The 19,107-nt window shown below is 67.1% G+C and carries 18 protein-coding genes; 16 read left to right on the forward strand and 2 right to left on the reverse strand.

What is annotated here, in order from left to right:
* Positions 1–9 precede the first annotated feature (9 nt).
* The 16 genes from ACVXZ4_RS08730 (at position 10) to ACVXZ4_RS08805 (ending at position 17,722) form a co-directional block, all read left to right on the forward strand.
* Positions 10–273 (forward strand): phosphoribosyl-ATP diphosphatase, encoded by a 264-nt coding sequence (locus tag ACVXZ4_RS08730; RefSeq protein WP_461797825.1) that lies wholly within the window; start codon positions 10–12, stop codon positions 271–273.
* 44 nt (positions 274–317) lie between these two features.
* The gene (hisG, locus tag ACVXZ4_RS08735) at positions 318–1,157 is read left to right on the forward strand and encodes an ATP phosphoribosyltransferase (RefSeq protein ID WP_461797826.1); all 840 of its coding nucleotides are present in this window, start codon (positions 318–320) and stop codon (positions 1,155–1,157) included.
* Between the two features lie 2 nt (positions 1,158–1,159).
* Positions 1,160–1,924, forward strand: coding sequence for an imidazole glycerol phosphate synthase subunit HisF (gene hisF, locus ACVXZ4_RS08740; RefSeq protein ID WP_461797827.1), 765 nt, complete (start codon positions 1,160–1,162; stop codon positions 1,922–1,924).
* Positions 1,925–1,929: 5 nt separating this feature from the next.
* On the forward strand, positions 1,930–2,307 hold the full coding sequence (gene hisI, locus ACVXZ4_RS08745; RefSeq protein ID WP_461797828.1) for a phosphoribosyl-AMP cyclohydrolase: 378 nt from the start codon (positions 1,930–1,932) through the stop codon (positions 2,305–2,307).
* Positions 2,300–3,835 carry an anthranilate synthase component I gene (locus tag ACVXZ4_RS08750; RefSeq protein WP_461797829.1) on the forward strand — a complete coding sequence of 512 codons (1,536 nt, stop codon included), beginning with the start codon at positions 2,300–2,302 and terminating at the stop codon, positions 3,833–3,835. Before hisI ends, ACVXZ4_RS08750 begins: the two co-directional genes overlap by 8 nt.
* A gap of 3 nt (positions 3,836–3,838) precedes the next feature.
* Positions 3,839–4,471 (forward strand): Trp biosynthesis-associated membrane protein, encoded by a 633-nt coding sequence (locus ACVXZ4_RS08755; protein WP_461797830.1) that lies wholly within the window; start codon positions 3,839–3,841, stop codon positions 4,469–4,471.
* A gap of 31 nt (positions 4,472–4,502) precedes the next feature.
* Positions 4,503–4,733 carry a DUF6704 family protein gene (locus ACVXZ4_RS08760; RefSeq protein ID WP_461797831.1) on the forward strand — a complete coding sequence of 77 codons (231 nt, stop codon included), beginning with the start codon at positions 4,503–4,505 and terminating at the stop codon, positions 4,731–4,733.
* Positions 4,734–4,738: 5 nt separating this feature from the next.
* Positions 4,739–5,533, forward strand: coding sequence for an indole-3-glycerol phosphate synthase TrpC (trpC, locus tag ACVXZ4_RS08765; RefSeq protein WP_461797832.1), 795 nt, complete (start codon positions 4,739–4,741; stop codon positions 5,531–5,533).
* Between the two features lie 3 nt (positions 5,534–5,536).
* A complete protein-coding gene (gene trpB, locus ACVXZ4_RS08770) occupies positions 5,537–6,799 on the forward strand; it encodes a tryptophan synthase subunit beta (protein WP_461797833.1) in 1,263 nt (420 codons plus the stop codon).
* Positions 6,796–7,593 (forward strand): tryptophan synthase subunit alpha, encoded by a 798-nt coding sequence (gene trpA, locus ACVXZ4_RS08775; RefSeq protein WP_461797834.1) that lies wholly within the window; start codon positions 6,796–6,798, stop codon positions 7,591–7,593. Before trpB ends, trpA begins: the two co-directional genes overlap by 4 nt.
* Before the next feature lie 111 nt (positions 7,594–7,704).
* Entirely contained in the window at positions 7,705–8,766 is a 1,062-nt protein-coding gene (gene lgt, locus ACVXZ4_RS08780; RefSeq protein ID WP_461797835.1) for a prolipoprotein diacylglyceryl transferase, read from the forward strand.
* A 155-nt stretch (positions 8,767–8,921) separates the two neighbouring features.
* Positions 8,922–13,505: a glutamate synthase large subunit gene (gene gltB, locus ACVXZ4_RS08785; RefSeq protein ID WP_461797836.1), complete on the forward strand. Its 4,584-nt coding sequence runs from the start codon at positions 8,922–8,924 to the stop codon at positions 13,503–13,505.
* Positions 13,498–14,952, forward strand: coding sequence for a glutamate synthase subunit beta (locus tag ACVXZ4_RS08790; protein ID WP_461797837.1), 1,455 nt, complete (start codon positions 13,498–13,500; stop codon positions 14,950–14,952). The genes gltB and ACVXZ4_RS08790 overlap by 8 nt, the downstream gene beginning before the upstream one ends.
* 56 nt (positions 14,953–15,008) lie before the next feature.
* The gene (gene pyk / locus ACVXZ4_RS08795) at positions 15,009–16,454 is read left to right on the forward strand and encodes a pyruvate kinase (protein ID WP_461797838.1); all 1,446 of its coding nucleotides are present in this window, start codon (positions 15,009–15,011) and stop codon (positions 16,452–16,454) included.
* Positions 16,455–16,562: 108 nt separating this feature from the next.
* On the forward strand, positions 16,563–16,835 hold the full coding sequence (locus ACVXZ4_RS08800; RefSeq protein WP_461797839.1) for a hypothetical protein: 273 nt from the start codon (positions 16,563–16,565) through the stop codon (positions 16,833–16,835).
* Between the two features lie 2 nt (positions 16,836–16,837).
* Complete coding sequence (locus ACVXZ4_RS08805) at positions 16,838–17,722, forward strand: FHA domain-containing protein (RefSeq protein ID WP_461797840.1); 885 nt, start codon at positions 16,838–16,840, stop codon at positions 17,720–17,722.
* A gap of 22 nt (positions 17,723–17,744) precedes the next feature.
* Here the strand turns inward: ACVXZ4_RS08805 and ACVXZ4_RS08810 are convergent, their stop codons facing one another.
* Both ACVXZ4_RS08810 and ACVXZ4_RS08815 read right to left on the reverse strand, forming a co-directional pair.
* Positions 17,745–18,716: a bacteriorhodopsin gene (locus ACVXZ4_RS08810; RefSeq protein WP_461797841.1), complete on the reverse strand. Its 972-nt coding sequence runs from the start codon at positions 18,714–18,716 to the stop codon at positions 17,745–17,747.
* Complete coding sequence (locus ACVXZ4_RS08815) at positions 18,713–19,048, reverse strand: DUF7882 family protein (RefSeq protein ID WP_461797842.1); 336 nt, start codon at positions 19,046–19,048, stop codon at positions 18,713–18,715. The genes ACVXZ4_RS08810 and ACVXZ4_RS08815 overlap by 4 nt, the downstream gene beginning before the upstream one ends.
* Positions 19,049–19,107: the final 59 nt, after the last annotated feature.

Consider the following 19,107-nt stretch of genomic DNA (forward strand, 5'->3'; position numbering starts at 1 on the left):
CTTGCAGATGTGAAATCGTTCGACGACCTGTTTGCTGAGCTCAGCGAGAAGTCGCTGACGCGCCCGGAGGGCTCGGGCACCGTCGCCGAACTCGACGCCGGGGTGCATGCCATCGGCAAGAAGATCGTCGAAGAGGCCGCCGAGGTGTGGATGGCGGCCGAGTTCCAGTCTCTCGACGAGACGGCAGAAGAGATCTCGCAGTTGCTCTACCACCTGCAGGTGCTCATGATCTCGAAGGGCCTGACCACCGCGGACGTCTACCGACATCTGTGAGTCCCCTCCCTCATCCGTCACCCATCATTGAAGAGACCCCCACGATGTTGCGAATCGCAGTGCCCAACAAGGGCTCCCTGAGCGAGACCGCCGCCGAAATGCTGTCCGAGGCCGGATACGCCGGCCGTCGCGATCCGCGCGCGCTCAACCTGTCCGACCCCAGAAACGACGTCGAGTTCTTCTTCCTTCGCCCGCGGGACATCGCCACCTACGTGGGATCCGGCGCGCTCGATGTCGGGATCACCGGCCGCGACCTGCTGCTCGACTCCGGATCGACCGCTGTCGAGATCGCGAGCCTCGACTTCGGGGCATCCACGTTCCGATTCGCCGGAACGGCGGGCCGTTTCTCCACCCTCGCAGACCTCGCGGGGGTGCGCGTTGCGACGAGCTATCCCGGGCTCGTCGGCGACTTCCTCTCTCGGCAGGGTGTGAACGCGACCCTCGTCAAGCTCGACGGCGCCGTCGAATCGGCCGTCAAGCTCGGGGTCGCGGATGCCGTCGCCGACGTCGTCTCGACCGGTTCGACCCTGCGCGCCCAAGGCCTCGAGATCTTCGGCCCGGTGATCCTCGAGTCCTCCGCCGTGCTCATCAGCGCCAAGACCGGACTGGCGGGAATCACCACGCTCCAGCGCCGCCTTCAGGGAGTGCTCGTCGCCCGCCAGTACGTGCTGATGGACTATGACCTCCCCGTCGCCCTGATCGAGGCGGCATCGGCAATGACCCCGGGGCTCGAATCGCCGACGGTCTCGCCGCTGCGGGATCGCGAGTGGGTGGCGGTGCGGGTGATGGTTCCGCGCGAAGACACCAACCAGGTCATGGACCGGCTCTACGAGCTCGGAGCGCGCGCCATCCTGGTCAGTCCCATCCACGCGGCCCGGATCTGACCGTGCCTGTCGCAGTGCGCGTGATCCCGTGCCTGGATGTCGCGGCGGGCCGGGTCGTCAAGGGCGTCAACTTCCTCGACTTGCGTGACGCCGGCGACCCCGTCGAGCTCGCTCGGCGCTACTACGAGCAGGGTGCCGACGAGATCACCTTTCTCGACGTGACCGCGACGGTCGACGACCGCGCGACGATGTACGACGTCGTGCAGGCGACGGCGGAGCAGGTCTTCATCCCGCTGACGGTGGGCGGCGGGGTGCGCACCGTCGAGGATGTCGCGCGCCTCCAGGGCCACGGCGCGGACAAGATCGGCGTCAACAGCGCCGCGATAGCCCGCCCGGCACTGCTCGGCGAGATCGCGGACCGGTTCGGAGCACAGGCGCTCGTGCTCTCCCTCGATGTGAAGCGGTCGCCCCGTGGTGCCAGCGGCTGGGTCGTCACCACCCACGGCGGGCGCACCGAGACCGACATCGATGCGCTTGCCTGGGCGATCGAGGCCATCGAACGTGGCGCCGGCGAGCTTCTGGTGAACTCGATCGACGCGGACGGCACCAAGAACGGGTTCGACCTGGCTCTGATCACCGCCATCCGCGAGGTCAGCCACGTGCCTGTGATCGCGAGTGGCGGTGCCGGGGCGATCGAACACTTCGCACCGGCGATCGCTGCGGGCGCGGATGCCGTGCTCGCGGCATCCGTCTTCCACAACGGCGAGCTGACGGTCGGCGACGTCAAGAACGGTCTCGCCGCGGCGGGACTCACGGTGAGGAAATAGAGCAGATGGATACCTCGATCGACGCGGTGCTCGCGAGGGCGACCTTCGGAGCCGACGGCCTGCTGCCGGCGGTCATCCAGCAGTGGGACTCCCGCGAGGTGTTGATGCTCGGCTACATGGATGCCGAAGCACTGCGCCGCACCCTCACGGAGGGTCGCGTGACCTTCTGGTCGCGATCCCGGCAGGAGTACTGGCGCAAGGGGGACACCTCCGGTCACCGCCAGTATGTGAAGGGCGCCGCGCTGGATTGCGACTCCGACACCCTCCTGGTGCAGGTCGAGCAGATCGGGGCCGCGTGCCACACCGGCGCCCACGCCTGCTTCGACGTGGACCCCCTCCGACCCACGATCCTCGATTCGACGGACGGCGACGAGCATGAGTGAGACCACCAGCCGCGAGCAGTTCGCAGCACTCCTAGACGGGCACCGGGTGGTTCCGGTGATCCGCGAGCTCTTCGCCGACGGCGAGACGCCGGTGGGCATCTACCGCAAGCTGGCCAAGGGCGAGCCAGGCAGTTTCCTGCTCGAATCCGCCGAGCAGGGTGGCATCTGGTCGCGCTACTCCTTCATCGGAGTCTCGAGCTTTGGTGTGCTGACTCAGACCACCGACGACGCGGGAGCGGATGCCGCGGTCTGGCTCGACTACGGACTCCCCGCCGAGCGCGCACTCGGGGTCGATTGCCCGACCGCGCCTCTCGCCGCGCTCGCCCACCTCTACGAGCGCTGGGGCACGCCCCCTGTGCCCGGGCATCCGCCCCTCACCGGAGGCCTCGTCGGCTTCATCGGTTGGGAGGCGATCCGCCAGATCGAGCGGCTGCCGAACATCCCGCCGGCCGATTTCGACTTCCCCGGGCAGGCCCTGAGCTTCGTCTCCGAGCTCGTGGTCGTGGATCACCGCACCGGCACGGTCCTGCTCATCGCCACGGTCCTCAACGACGGGGTGGATGCCACGGAACAGCTCTGGGAGCTCGCACAGGGGCGCCTCGACGCCATGCAGTCAGCCCTGGCGCAACCGGCTGAGGCCTGGCTCGCGGAAGTCGACCTGACTATCCCGGCCACGCCGGTCCCGCGCGTCGACTCCGCGGTGTTCCTCGATTCCGTCGAGCGCTCGAAGAAGTTCATCCGCGACGGCGACGTCTTCCAGGTGGTGATCTCCCAGCGGTTCGACCACGAGATCACCGCGGAGGCGATCGATGTCTACCGGGTGCTCCGTACGCTCAATCCGAGCCCGTACATGTACCTGCTCTCGCTCGTGACACCCGGCGGCGAACCCTACTGGATTGTCGGCTCGTCGCCGGAAGCGCTCGTGAAAGTCGAGAACTCCCGCGTCTACATGCATCCGATCGCTGGTTCCCGGCCGCGCGGCGTCGGCCCAGAGGAGGATCTCGCCCTCGCCGACGAACTCCTCGCGGATCCGAAGGAGCGCGCCGAGCACCTGATGCTCGTCGACCTCGCCCGCAACGACCTGCTGAAGGTCTGCGTCCCCGGCACCGTCGAGGTGAGCGAGTTCATGCAGGTGGAGCGATTCAGCCACATCATGCACCTCGTCTCCTCGGTGGAGGGCGACCTCCGCCCGGCGGCCAATTCGATCGATGTCTTCCGGGCGACCTTCCCGGCCGGCACCCTCTCCGGAGCACCGAAGCCGCGTGCGCTCGAAATCATCGATGAACTCGAAGTTTCCCAGCGAGGGCTCTACGGGGGAGTGGTCGGCTACTTCGGCTTCGCGGGGGATCTCGATCTCGCGATAGCCATCCGCACCACCACGATCTCGGGAGGTGTGGCACGCGTGCAGGCCGGGGCGGGCCTTGTGGCCGACTCTGACCCCGCCAGCGAATACCTCGAATCGCAGAATAAGGCTGCCGCGCCCCTTCGCGCGGTGGCCGTCGCCAACGCGATGCGACGGGTGCAGTAGGCCATGGCGCCCCGTCGACTGAAGTCCGTCACCCTGCTCGTGGCCATCCTCCTGAGCGGCATCACGCTCCTCGCCTGGACCGGCGAGTGGTTCTCGCTCACGCTGAAGGAGTCGGCGACCGGTCGTCCGGTGCTCGGGGTCACCGGCGACGTTGCGGCACCGGCGCTCATCGCGCTCGCGCTCGCGAGTCTCGCTCTTGTCGCTGCCCTCGCCATCTCCGGACCGTTCTTCCGGGTCGTGCTCGGAGTGCTCCAGGTCGTGATCGGGTTCACCGTCGCGCTCTCGGCGGTGCTCGCGGTGTCGAATCCGGTGCGAGCGTCGGAGGCCGCGGTTTCCGCCGTCACGGGGGTCGGCGGGTCACGGTCGATCGCCGCGCTGGTGACCGCGGTGTCGCAGACCGCCTATCCGGTCATCGCGATCGTCGTGGGCATCCTCACGATGGCGCTCGGCGTCTTCGTGCTCGCGACCGGCCGACGATGGCCGGGCTCCTCCGGCCGCTACCGCCAGCCCGTTGTGCTCGAGGATTCGGAGGGCTCCGCCGGACCCGGCGAGGATCCCGACACCGAGGATGCCGCTGCCCACGCCGTGTCCGACTGGGACACGCTGAGCGGCGGCAGCGATCCGACCTCGCGATAGACTCAAGACTGCACACCCACGAAGGAGACCTGTGAGCGACGAATTCCCCGAGCCGGGCGAAGGCAATTCCCCGGCTGCCTGGACAGCCGTGATCATCATGCTTGTCGCATTCAGCATCGGCACCATCGCGTTCTTCTTCAACGTGCAGTTCATGGTGTGGGCCTCTGTCGGCCTCCTCATCGTCGGAGCCATCGTCGGCTACGTGCTCAAGCGCATGGGGTACGGCGTATACGGCGCGAAGTACACGCCGAAGGGCCACTGACTCAGGTGCTCGCAGATCTCGTCTCCGGGGCCTTGATCGATGCTTCGGAGCGTCGTGCCCTTCGCACCCTCGCTGAAGTCGAAGCGGAGGCTCTCTCCCGGCCCGCTGCGATCGATGCCCTCGCTGCGCTGGCCCCGTCGTCCCGCGTGAAGATCATCGCGGAGGTCAAGCGCGCGAGCCCGTCTCGCGGCCCGCTCGCCGACATCCCCGACCCCGCCGCCCTTGCCGTCTCGTACGAGACCGGCGGGGCGAGCGCCATCAGCGTGCTCACCGAGGGGCGACGGTTCGGCGGTTCCCTTGCCGACCTGGAAGCGGTGAGGGATGCCGTGTCGCTTCCGGTACTGCGCAAGGACTTCATCGCCGAGCCCTACCAGGTCTTCGAGGCGCGCGCAGCAGGGGCGGACCTCGTGTTGCTCATCGTGGCAGCGCTCGACCAGGCGACGCTCGCGAGCCTCTTCGAGCTCACCAGGCAGCTCGGCATGGCAGTGCTCGTCGAGACCCACAGCGCCGACGAGGTCTCCCGGGCTCTCGACATCGGCGCGGGCCTCGTCGGGGTCAACGCTCGCGACCTGTCCACCTTCGAGCTCGACCAGGACCTCTTCGGAAGCCTGGCCGGCCATATCCCGTCCGGGGTCATCCGCGTCGCCGAGTCCGCGGTCAAGTCTGCCGCCGATGTCGCGCACTATCGTGAGGCCGGAGCCGACGTCGTACTGGTGGGCGAAGCGCTGGTCACCGGCGACCCGGTGCGGACGCTGGCAGAATTCCTCGGCAACCAGTCACTCTCGAACAAGGGTTATTGATCAATGGCACTGCGTGACGAACTCGGTCCGTACTTCGGTGAATACGGCGGACGTTTCGTGCCGGAATCGCTGATCGCGGCACTCGACGAGTTGGACGCCGCCTACACGGCCGCGAAACTCGACCCGCTGTTCCAGGAGGAGCTCGCGGAGCTCCATCGCACCTACACCGGCCGCCCCTCCATCATCACGGAGGTGCCACGCTTCGGTGCGCACGCCGGAGGCGCCCGCATCATCCTCAAGCGCGAGGACCTGAACCACACCGGGTCGCACAAGATCAACAACGTGCTCGGGCAGGCCCTGCTGGCCCGTCGACTCGGTAAGACCCGCCTGATCGCCGAGACGGGCGCCGGCCAGCACGGCGTGGCGACAGCAACGGCCGCCGCGCTGTTCGGCATGCAGTGCGTCGTGTACATGGGCGAGGTGGACACCGAGCGCCAGGCACTCAACGTGGCCCGTATGCGCCTGCTCGGAGCGGAGGTGATCCCGGTCACCGCGGGCTCCCGCACCCTCAAGGACGCCATCAACGAGGCCCTGCGCGACTGGGTCGCGAACGTCGACGACACCCACTACCTCCTCGGCACCGTCGCCGGGCCGCATCCGTTCCCCGTCATGGTGCGGGACTTCCACAAGATCATCGGCGAGGAGGCGCGCGCTCAGGTGCTCGAACTCACCGGAGCTCTCCCGGATGCCGTGACGGCTTGCGTCGGCGGCGGCTCGAACGCGATGGGGATCTTCCATGCCTTCCTCGATGACCCGGACGTCGCGCTTTACGGCTACGAGGCGGCCGGCGAGGGCGCGGACACCCCGCGGCACGCGGCCACCATCACCAAGGGTCGCCCGGGGGTTCTCCACGGGGCGCGAACCTACCTGTTGCAGGATGAAGACGGCCAGACCGTCGAGTCGCACTCCATTTCTGCGGGGCTCGACTACCCGGGGGTTGGCCCGGAGCACTCGTGGCTGGCAGACATCGGTCGGGCACACTATCTTCCGATCACCGACGACGAGGCGATGGCGGCCATGCGGCTGCTCTCGATGACCGAGGGCATCATCCCCGCCATCGAAACCGCCCATGCTTTGGCCGGCACGATCAAGCTCGGCCTCGAACTCGGCCCGGACGCGACCATCCTGGTCAATCTGAGCGGACGCGGCGACAAGGACATGGAGACCGCAGGCAAGTACTTCGACATCCTCGATACCGCGGCTCTCACCGCCGAGGCAGCCGGGGAGCTGGCCATGCGCGCCGGCGCGACCGGGGACAACGCATGAGTATCGCCACGACCAGTTCCGTCGAGGCTGCCATCGCGGCTCGGAAGGCAGCCGGGAGCGGCGCGCTCATCGGCTACCTCCCGGTGGGATTCCCCGATCTGCGAACGAGCATCGAGGCCGCGGTCGCCCTCGCCGAGAACGGGGTCGATGTCATAGAGCTCGGCCTGCCGTACTCCGATCCGGTGATGGACGGCCCGGTGATCCAGGCCGCGACGCTCACGGCACTGGGTGCCGGCTTCAAGCTCCGTCACGGGTTCGAAGCGATCGCGGAGATCACGGCGCGCACCGACGTTCCAGTGCTGCTGATGACCTATTGGAATCCCGTCGTGCAGTACGGCGTCGATCGCTTCGCGGACGACCTCGTCGCCGCCGGCGGTGCCGGACTCATCACCCCCGACCTCATCCCCGACGAGGCACAGGGTTGGTTGGCCGCCTCCAGCCGCACCGGGCTCGACCGGGTCTTTCTTGCCGCGCCCTCGTCCACCGACGCCCGCCTCGACCAGGCCGTCGAGCAGAGCCGCGGCTTCGTGTATGCCGTCTCGACCATGGGAATCACCGGTGCACGCAGCGATGTGGATATCGCGGCGAAGACCCTCGTGGCCCGCCTGCGTCACGCGGGGGCGACCTCGACCTGCGTCGGCCTCGGCATCTCCTCGCCGGAGCAGGTGCGGGAGGTCATCCAGTACGCGGATGGCGCGATCGTGGGTTCGGCGCTGGTGAAGGCTCTCGCCGACGGAGGGGTGGCGGCGGTCGCTGCGACGGCCGCGCGCCTCGCGACCGGTACGCTTAGCTAGACCTTTTCGGGTCGTCGGTCTCTCCCGGCCGTCAGGCCCTCGGCACCACGCAGTCTCCAGCTCCACACGTACGCAGCACGAAAGCGTCAGTACGAAAGGCACCCTAGAAAAGTGGTTCTTCCCCTGAGCATCCCCAGCCCGAGCGCACCGTGGCAGGCGATCCACCTCGGTGAATGGCTCAACAGCCTCGGCCTTTCGTTCATCTCCCCGAACCTCAGCATCCGCACCTACGCGATCTGCATCCTCGTCGGCATCATCGCCGCCACAATCCTCACCAACGAGCGCCTCAAGGCACGGGGCGCCGAGTCCGGCGTCGTCCTCGACATCGCCCTGTGGGCCGTGCCGCTCGGCATTATCGGCGCCCGCATCTTCCACGTGGTCACCCACCCCGACGACTACTTCGGTTCGGCCGCGAAGATGCTGCACATCCTCTATATCTGGGAGGGTGGCATCGCGATCTTCGGATCGCTCATCGGTGGAGCGATCGGCGTCTACATCGGCTGCCGGATGACCGGGGTGCGATTCTGGACCTTCGCCGACGCCCTCGCCCCCGGCCTCCTGCTCGCACAGGCGTTCGGTCGCTTCGGCAACTGGTTCAACCACGAGCTGTACGGTGTGCCGACGAACGCCTGGTGGGGCCTCGAGATCGAGAAGACCAACCCCGCATACCCGGCGGGCCTCCCGGACGGCACGCTCTTCCAGCCGACCTTCCTGTTCGAGATCATCTGGAACGTGGCCGGCGTGCTGGTGATCCTCTACCTGTCGAAGAAGTTCACGCTCCAGTGGGGAAAGACCCTCTCGGTCTATCTGATCTGGTACGGCCTCGGCCGCAGCTACTTCGAATCGATTCGCATCGACCCGAGCCTGATCTTCCTCGGTGTGCGCACGAACGTGTGGGCGGCCTGGGCGGCGATCCTGATCGGCGTCATCATCTTCATCGTGCAGTCGCGCCGCCACCCCGGGCTCGAGCCCAGCGCGTACATGCCGGGTCGGGAGTGGACACCGACGCCTGCAGTAGACTCTGAAAACACCTATTCGGAATACGATGAGGCCGACAACGATGCCGATCTCGACAGCAACTCGCGCTCCGAACCGGCCACGGCATCCTCTGCCAAGAGTGCTGCTGCCCCAAGCGGGAAGTCCGTCACAAGCGGGACTCGCCTGAAGTCGTAACACCCTGAAGTCTTAGGACGACGGTCCCGTGAATGACGGTATCGACGTCAGGGCGCCGCATCCCAGCGTCCGACCAGCGCAACCATCTCGGGCTTCATCCCTTCGGGCCACCGCCGTCCCACCTGCCGACGTAACTTCGTGAGGACGGTTCCACAATGGCACTCACGCCAGCTTTCTCCCGCTTCAGCACGACTCCCGCCGCGACCGGAATGTACGATCCCCGTCGCGAAAAGGATGCGTGCGGCCTCGCGATGGTCGCCACGCTCCGCGGCAGCGCGGGCCACGACATCATCGACCTCGCGCTCGGAGCGCTGCGCAACCTCGAACACCGCGGTGCCATCGGATCGGATGCGGGAACCGGCGACGGCGCCGGAATCGTCACGCAGATCCCCGATGCCTTCTTCCGAGCGGTCGCGGGCGTCGTTCTGCCTCCCGTCGGCGAGTACGTCGTCGGCACCGCATTCCTTCCGGTGGATGAGACGGAGCGGTCGGTCGTCAAGGCCGGCATCGAAGCCCTCGCAACGCAGGAGCACCTCAGCGTGCTCGGCTGGCGAGAGGTGCCCGTGCGCCCGGAGGGGCTCGGCAATCTCGCGCGTGAGGCGATGCCGTTCTTCGAGCAGGTGTTCCTCGTGAGCACGCTCGGCATCGCCGGTGACCCGGTGACGGGCATTGCGCTCGATCGCCAGTCTTTCCGGTTGCGCAAACGCGCCGAGCGTGAGCTGAACGCCTACTTCCCCTCCCTCAGCTGTCGCACCATCGTCTACAAAGGCATGGTCACGACCCTCCAGCTCGAGCCGTTCTACCCGGACCTCTCCGACGAGCGGTTCGCCTCGAAGCTCGCCCTGGTGCACTCGCGCTATTCCACGAACACCTTCCCGTCCTGGCCGCTTGCCCAGCCGTTCCGCATGATCGCCCACAACGGCGAGATCAACACGGTGCAGGGCAACCGCAACTGGATGCGGGCCCGCCAGTCTCAGCTCGCCTCCGACCTTCTCGGCGACCTCGCCCCGATCTTCCCCATCGTCACTCCCGGCGCGAGTGACTCGGCGTCCTTCGACGAGGTGGTGGAGCTGCTCAACCTCGGCGGTCGTTCACTGCCCCACGCGATGATGATGATGGTGCCGGAGGCCTACGAGAACCAGCTCGACATCGATCCGGCCCGCCGTGATTTCTACGAGTACCACTCGATGCTGATGGAGCCGTGGGATGGGCCCGCCGCGCTGGTCTTCACCGACGGATCGCTCGTGGGTGCCACTCTCGACCGCAACGGTCTCCGCCCCGGCCGCTACCTCGTCACCGATGACGGCCTCGTCGTGCTCGCCAGCGAGATCGGAGTGCTTGACATCGCCCCGGAGCGCGTCGTGCGCAAGGGCCGGCTTCGCCCGGGCAAGATGTTCCTCGTCGACACCGAGGCCGGCCGCTTGATCGAAGACGACGAGATCAAGAGCCAGCTCGCGGCATCCGAGCCTTGGGGCGCGTGGCTGGATGGCGGGCGCATCAACCTCAAAGACCTGCCGGAGCGCGAACACATCGTTCACACCCCCGCCTCGGTCACCCGCCGCCAGCGCACCTTCGGTTATACCGAGGAGGAGGTGCGGATCCTGCTGAAGCCGATGGCGGAGAACGGCGCGGAACCCCTCGGCGCCATGGGCTCCGATACTCCGATCGCGGTGCTCTCGAAGCGTCCGCGGCTGCTCTTCGACTACTTCACGCAGCAGTTCGCGCAGGTGACCAACCCACCTCTCGACAGCATCCGCGAGGAGGTCGTGACCTCGCTCAAGCTCGGCCTCGGCCCGGAGCGAAACCTGCTGGATGCCACTCCGGAGCATGCGCGCCAGGTGATCCTCGACTTCCCGGTGATCGACAACGACGAGCTGGCCAAGATCCAGCACATCGCACCGAAATCGTCTCGCCAGGCTTTCAACCCCACGCGCACGATCAAGGGCCTGTACCGCGTCGACCAGGGTCCGAAGGCTATGGAGCAGCGGATCGCCGCGATGTGCGAAGAAGTGGACCGGGCCATCGACGAGGGCGCCCTGTTCATCGTTCTGTCTGATCGCGACTCCAACAAGGACTTCGCGCCCGTGCCGTCCTTGCTGATGCTGGCCGCGGTCCATCACCACCTCATCCGTGCCCAGAACCGCATGAAGGTCGGCCTCATCGTCGAGGCCGGCGATGTACGCGAGGTGCACCACGTGGCGCTCCTGATCGGGTTCGGCGCCTCGGCGATCAATCCCTACCTGGCCATGGAGTCCGCCGAAGAACTCGTGCGCAGCGGCATGATCTCGAGCATCGACACCCAGAAGGCCGTGAAGAACCTGATCAAGGCGCTCGGCAAGGGCGTGCTCAAGATCATGTCGAAGATGGGCATCTCGGTGGTCGGCTCCTACGCCGGGGCTCAGGCCTTCGAGGCCGTGGGACTCGACCAGGCCTTCGTGGACCAGTACTTCACCGGCACCTCGAGCCTGCTCGGTGGAATCGGGATCGATGTCATCGCAGCGGAGAGCGCGGCACGGCACACGGCGGCCTATCCGGAGGACGGGGCGATCAACGCGCACGAGCGCCTCGCGATCGGCGGGGAGTACCAGTGGCGCCGGGAGGGCCCACCGCACCTTTTCAACCCGGACACGGTATTCAAGCTGCAGCACGCCACCCGGTCGCGCCGCTACGACATCTTCCGCGACTACACCAAGCTCGTCGACGAGCAGGCCGTCAACCTGATGACGCTTCGCGGCCTGTTCTCGCTGCGCGAGGGAGTGCGGCCGGCGGTGCCGATCGACGAGGTCGAGTCCGTGGCATCCATCGTCACCCGCTTCTCGACCGGCGCGATGAGCTACGGCTCGATCAGCGGAGAAGCGCACGAGACTCTCGCGATCGCGATGAACAGCCTCGGAGCGAAGAGCAACACGGGAGAGGGTGGCGAGGACACCGCGCGGCTGCTCGATCCGGAGCGGCGGAGTGCGATCAAGCAGGTCGCCTCCGGACGGTTCGGTGTCACGAGCATGTATCTCACGCACGCCACCGACATCCAGATCAAGATGGCCCAGGGCGCGAAGCCGGGGGAAGGCGGACAGCTGCCGTCGAACAAGGTCTACCCCTGGATCGCGAAGACCCGCCACGCCACCGCCGGAGTCGGCCTGATCAGCCCCCCGCCGCACCACGACATCTATTCGATCGAAGACCTCAAGCAGCTCATCTTCGACCTCAAGCGAGCAAACCCGGATGCCCGCGTTCACGTGAAGCTCGTGAGCCAGTCCGGCATCGGTGCTGTGGCCGCCGGCGTGACGAAGGCCCTCGCCGACGTCGTGCTCGTCTCCGGCCACGACGGCGGCACCGGCGCGAGCCCGCTCAACTCCCTCAAGCACGCCGGCACCCCGTGGGAGCTCGGCCTCGCCGAGACCCAGCAGACGCTGATGCTCAACGGGATGCGCGGACGAGTGGTCGTGCAGGTCGACGGCCAGATGAAGACCGGACGGGACGTGATCGTCGCTGCGTTGCTCGGGGCCGAGGAATTCGGATTCGCGACCGCTCCGCTCGTGGTCTCCGGCTGCATCCTCATGCGCGTGTGTCACCTCGACACCTGCCCGGTCGGCGTCGCCACCCAGAATCCCGAACTACGCAAGCGGTTCACCGGCAAGCCGGAATTCGTGGTCAACTTCTTCGAGTTCCTCGCCCAGGAAGTACGCGAGTATCTCGCCGAGCTCGGATTCCGCTCGATCGAAGAAGCGGTCGGCCACGCCGAGCTCCTCGATGTCAATCGCGCCATTGAGCACTGGAAGGCGGATGGCCTCGACCTCTCGCCGATCCTGGACGGTCCGGTCTTCGCACCGGAGGAACCGCGCTCCAACGTGTCCAAGCAGGAACACGAACTCGACAAACATTTCGACGTCGAGCTGATCCGACAGAGCGAGGGCGCGCTTCGCAGCGGTGAGCCCGTGGCCATCACCCTCCCGATCCGCAACACCGAGCGTGCGGTCGGCACCATGCTCGGACACGAGGTGACGCTCCGGCACGGAGAAAACGGCCTGCCGACCGGCACCATCGACATCACTCTCCGGGGAACCGCCGGGCAGTCCTTCGGCGCCTTCGTGCCGAGCGGCATCACCCTGCGCCTGGAGGGCGACAGCAACGACTACGTCGGTAAGGGGCTCTGCGGTGGGCAGATCATCGTGCGCCCCGACCGCAACAGCACCTTCCCCGCGGAGCGTAACGTGATCGCCGGTAACGTCATCGGCTACGGGGCGACCCAGGGTAGCCTGTTCCTCCGCGGCATCGTCGGCGAGCGCTTCCTGGTGCGCAACTCCGGGGCAACAGCGGTCGTCGAAGGCGTCGGCGACCATGCCCTCGAGTACATGACCGGCGGCCTCGCTGTGATCCTCGGTGGCACCGGGCGTAACCTCGGCGCCGGCATGTCCGGCGGTACCGCCTACGTCTACGATCTCGCGTCCGAACGGGTCAACCGGGACGCGCTCGCAACCGGGGAGCTCTCCCTGCTCCCGCTGGGTGCCGGGGACATCGAGATCGTCACGGACCTGCTTCGGCAGCACCATGCCCAGACGGAGTCAGCCGTCGCGGCCAGGATGCTGGCGAACCTCGACGAGGCGATGGCCCGGTTCGTGAAGGTCCTTCCCCGTGACTACGCCGCCGTCATCGCGACGCGCGCAACCGCCGTCGAAGAGGGACTCGACCCCGACGGCGATATCGTCTGGTCCCGCATCATGGAGGTAACCGGTGGCTGATCCCAAGGGATTCCTGAAGACCCGCGAGCGGGAGCTGCCCGCGCGGCGTCCCGTCGCGCTGCGGCTGATGGACTGGAAAGAGGTCTACGAACAGGGCGACGCGGCCACCGTACGCAAGCAGGCCGGGCGATGCATGGACTGCGGCATCCCGTTCTGTCACCACGGCTGCCCGCTCGGCAACCTCATCCCGGAGTGGAACGATCTCACCTGGCGCGGAGAGAGTCGCCAGGCGATCGAACGCCTCCACGCCACGAACAACTTCCCGGAGTTCACCGGTCGACTCTGCCCGGCACCCTGCGAGTCGTCGTGCGTGCTCGCGATCAACCAGCCGGCGGTGACCATCAAGAACGTCGAGGTGGCCATCATCGACCAGGCTTTCGCCAACGACTGGGTGGAACCGCACCCGCCCGAACGTCTCACCGGCAAGACCGTGGCCGTCGTCGGTTCCGGCCCCGCGGGCCTCGCCGCCGCCCAGCAGCTCACCAGGGCTGGCCACACCGTCGCCGTCTTCGAACGGGATGACCGCATCGGCGGCCTGCTGCGGTACGGCATCCCCGACTTCAAGATGGAGAAGAAGCACATCGAGCTTCGCCTCAAGCAGATGCAGGCCGAGGGCACCCGCTTCCGCGCGGGAGTCAACATCGGGGTCGATATCCCCTGGGACGAGCTCCGGGCGCGCTACGACGCCGTCGTCGTCGCGACGGGCGCACTGCGACCCCGGGATCTGCCCATCCCCGGACGCGACCTCTCCGGGGTGCATTTCGCCATGGACTACCTCGTGCAGCAGAACCGGGTGGGCGCGGGCGATGTGATCGTCGATCAGCTCACCGCCGACGGCAAGCACGTGGTCGTGCTCGGGGGAGGGGATACCGGAGCCGACTGCATCGGTACCGCCCACCGCCAGCAGGCGCTGTCGGTCACCAACCTCGCCATCGGACTGCAGCCGCCGCACGAGCGTCCGGAGCACCAGCCGTGGCCCATGTCGCCGACACTCTTCGAGGTGTCGAGTGCGCACGAGGAGGGCGGGGAGCGGGTGTACCTCGCCTCCACCGTCGAGTTCCTCGCAAACGACGCCGGAGAGGTGCGCGCCATCCGCGTCGCCGAGACCGAATATCTCGACGGCCGCCGCGTTCCGAAGGCAGGCACAGAGCGTGAGATCCCGGCGGATCTCGTGCTGCTCGCGCTCGGTTTCACCGGCACGGAGGGGGATGCCCTCGAGAGCCAGTTGCGGCTTCCCCTCGACCGTGGAAACGTTGAGCGCGATGCCGACTACCAGACGAGCGAATCCGGCGTGTTCGTCGCCGGCGATGCGGGACGCGGGCAGTCGCTCATCGTCTGGGCTATCGCGGAAGGCCGAGCCGCCGCCGCGGCGGTCGACCGTTTCCTCGAAGGCGACACCGAACTGCCCTCCCCGGTCAAACCGACCGACCGGGCCATCTCCCTCTGATTTCCCCTGTCCCTGACTCCTTCCTCGAGAGTTCTTCCCACAACAGAAAGAAACACATGAGACGCGCAAAAATCGTCGCAACCCTCGGTCCGGCAACGGCCAGCTATGAGAACATCCGCGCCATCGTGGATGCCGGGGTGGACGTGGCCCGCATGAACCTCAGCCACGGCAGCTACGACGTGCACGAGGAGGTCTACGCCAACATCCGCAAGGCGAGCGCCGACTCCGGTCGCGCCGTCGCCGTGCTCGTCGACCTCCAGGGCCCGAAGATCCGACTCGGCAAGTTCGAGAACGGACCCTACGACCTCGCCGTCGGCGACACCTTCAAGATCACCATCGAAGACGTGCTCGGCACGAAGGAACTCTCCGGAACCACCTTCAAGGGCCTGCCCAACGACGTGAAGCCGGGCGACCCCCTGCTCATCGACGATGGCAAGGTCAAGCTCAAGGTCATCTCGACCGACGGCACCGTCGTGACCACTGAGGTCGTCGTCGGCGGCGCTGTGTCCAACAACAAAGGGATCAACCTCCCCGGTGTCGCTGTGAACGTTCCCGCGCTGTCCGACAAGGATGAGGCGGACCTCCGCTGGGGACTCCGCCTCGGAGCGGACCTCATCGCCCTGTCCTTCGTGCGTAACGCAGAGGACATCATCCGCGTCCACGAGATCATGGCGGAAGAGGGCGTCAAGCTCCCGGTCATCGCCAAGATCGAGAAGCCGCAGGCTGTCGACAACCTCGAAGCGATCATCGACGCCTTCGACGGCATCATGGTGGCCCGCGGAGACCTCGGGGTCGAACTTCCCCTCGAGGCCGTGCCGATCGTGCAGAAGCGGGCCGTCGAATTGTCGCGCCGCATGGCCAAACCGGTCATCGTCGCCACCCAGATGCTCGAGTCGATGATCTCCAGCCCGATCCCGACGCGCGCCGAGACCTCGGATGTCGCCAACGCGGTGCTCGACGGAGCCGACGCGGTGATGCTCAGCGGCGAGACGAGCGTGGGGGAGTATCCCGTGATCACCGTGCAGACCATGGCCCGGATCATCACCTCCACCGAGGAGCACGGGCTCGAGCGGATCGCGGAACTCGGCACGAAGCCACGCACCCAGGGTGGCGCGATCACCCTCGCCGCCGCCGAGGTCGCCGACTTCGTCGAGGCGAAGTACCTCTGCGTGTTCACGGAGTCCGGTGACTCGGTGCGCCGCATGTCACGGCTGCGCCACCGCATCCCGATCATCGCCTTCACGCCGGAGGAGCGCATCCGCAACCGCCTCGCCTGGGTGTGGGGCACGGAGACCTACCGCGTGGAGCGCAAGACCCACACCGACGAGCTGTTCGGCCAGGTCGACGACATCCTGCTCGGCCACAACCGGGCGACCGTCGGCGAGAAGGTCGTCGTGATCGCCGGGTCCCCTCCCGGAATCTCCGGTGGCACCAACGACATGCGCGTGCACCGGGTCGGCGACGCGCATAATGCGGTCGCACCGGCCTACGCGGCGGACTGAGGCAGACCGCTCCCCACCGAGAGACGAGGCTGGCCGTCGGCTGTGAAATCGACGGCCGGCTTCGTGCTCTGGGTACGGTGAAATCACACCCTTCGGAAGGATTTCATCGTGACTGATTCACAGCAGGTTTCCGGTCCATTCGACGACTCCGCGGGTCCGGAAGGTCGCAGCATCAGCGACTGGACAGACCTCGGCCGAGAGATGTGGTCCTATCTCACCGGGCGTGGCGCCGCCGTCAACTACAGCTTCATCGACATGACCGTCGAGGTGCCCCGTGACATCGGTCCGGACGCCCCCCGGGCGACCTGGAAGCTCAACGGCACACTCCGGGTCACGACGAGCGACGACCAGGCGGCCGGCGCAGACCAGCACCGCAGCTGACGATGGTCGCCGTACCGCGGCTCGAGATCGACCTCACGTTCTCGCTGGCCGAACCGACGGGTTCGGGGGCCGCCGACCTGCTCGAGGGCACAATCACCGCGGCGGGGAGCGACGTCCAGGTCTTCGCCAGTCACCCCGAGATGCTCGTACAGGGGCGGAGTGTGAAGCTCGCCGACATCCGCACCCTCGCGAAGGAGATCGCCGGCTTCGGCCTGTCGATCACGCTCTCGGGTCCCGACGGCGTCATCGCCCGCATCGGTGACGTCGATGCTCCCATGATGCAGAGGGTCGTCACCGGGTCTCCGCACATCCGCCTCGGCAGCGCGACCGCGCTCGCGCCGCTGCTCCGCAACCGCGGATCGGCGACCACGGCGATCCCGCTGCCACCGCCGACCCTGTTCCCGCTGGTCCCCACCATCAACAGGCGCATCAAGCGCACAGTCACCACCACTCATTACCTTCCGGGATCCGGTCGACCCCGCCTCATCTTCGTGATCGGATCCGAGAACTGGAACGGCCAGATGCCGCGCGAGTTCGACCTGCTTCCGAACGGCACGACCATCGGGTCCGGTGCCGAAGCCGACCTGCAACTCGACGGACTGAACCCGGTGCACGCCGAGATCCGGCATACCGCCGACGACGAGTACGTGCTCTACCCGATCGGGGAGCTCTCGGGCAGCTCGAGACTCCCGGAGTCGAGCGGCCGCAAGGACGGCGGCCAGGTGCTGCGCACCGGCACCCGGATCGAACTCGGACACTGGAAGATGGCGTACTTCCGGGAGGAATTCGCCGACCACGGGCGCCCTCACGGGGGTCGGGTCGGGGGAGAGCTCGCGCGTCAGAAGCCGCAGCGGGATGCGCGTCCGGGGCGTCCGTCGGCCGGCTAGCGTGGCCGTCCCGAGTGTCCGATCAGCCGTCCTCGTCGCCGAAATCGGGGCGGGAGTCTGGAACAGCAGCCACGGCCGTTGACGACGGGGGACGCGGTCGCCTCGTGTGACCTTCGGCGTCGGTCGCGAGGTAGACCGCCTGGGCGACACCGGCATCCGATTGTTTCACGGAGGAGATCCAGATCGATTCGGGATGCACGTCGCGACCCGCTCGTACGTCTTCTGCCGTGCGGAGCTTCGCGACGCGATGAACCAGGCCGCCGAATCCGATTTTGATCGCCACGTCCGCGACGCACAGTGTGACCTGGATGGCGGTCGCCCAGCCTCCGCCCCCGGTGAAGACCTGGATCAGGTACACCACCGGGTAGACGACCCATCCGGAGAGCAGCAGGATGGTCGCATTCCTCAGCAGCACGGCGGACTCTGGCGTCAGTCGGGGCAGCGATCGGCGCACCGCCCGAAGCAGTATCGCAGTGGTGGCGATCCAGAACACCGCGCTCAGGGCTCCCCAGAGCAGCATCACCCCGGGCTTCGAGGTCCCGCCGAAGACGAATGTCCCGAGAAATCCCGTGAAGATCATCAGGAACGCACCGGTCATGGCGAGGAACACGGTTTTGCGAGCTGCGGCCCCGGAAAGCACACACACACTGATCAGCTCGACGGTGAGGAGCGGAACAGTGATCGACCAGTCCATGTAGCGCAGCGCCGAGACAAGAATGGCGGTCGAATCCGGCTCGAAGCCCGATCCGGTCGGGTGATACCCGCTGCGGAACGCCAGCAGGATCGCCACGTACGACAGGGTTGCGACGGCGGTGACGGTGAGGCGAGCCACCGTGGCGGATCGGTACCGGGAGCCGACCTCCCCCCGGGTCGTCCAGGTGCGCACCAGGCCGGCGAGTAATGCAAGGCCGGCGACCACGATGAAGTAGAGCACCAGGAGGTACTCCGACGACGTCAGGGTGGCAGTCCACGGGCCCTCGATCGCGTCGGTCATCCGCTGGCCGGCCGAGGTGAGGAATTCGAGGATGCAGCGGGTTCCGGAGTGAAGTAGAGTCCGCCCGCACTGTTGGCAGAAAGCATGAGCGCCTCGATCCATTCCCGGTTGAGAGAGGGCGCTCGACTCCCGGCGAAGCGGTAGAGCAGTGAGCTGGTCTGATCGAGCCAGATGGAACTGCGCCCGCTTCCCGCGTCCGGGGCGTTCGTCCAGGTGAAGAGGAAACTTTCCCGGCGCCGGAGTTTCGCGGTGATCACCACCTGGAGGTGCATGAGAGCGCGGTCATCGAAGCTGATCTCCGTGCCGGGATTGCCATACAGCAAACTACCCATCGGGGTGCTCCAGAAGTTGTAGCCCACCCTAGCGCGGTTCGAGCGCCGCCAATCTTTGC

Source organism: Lacisediminihabitans sp. FW035 (genome assembly GCF_054880895.1).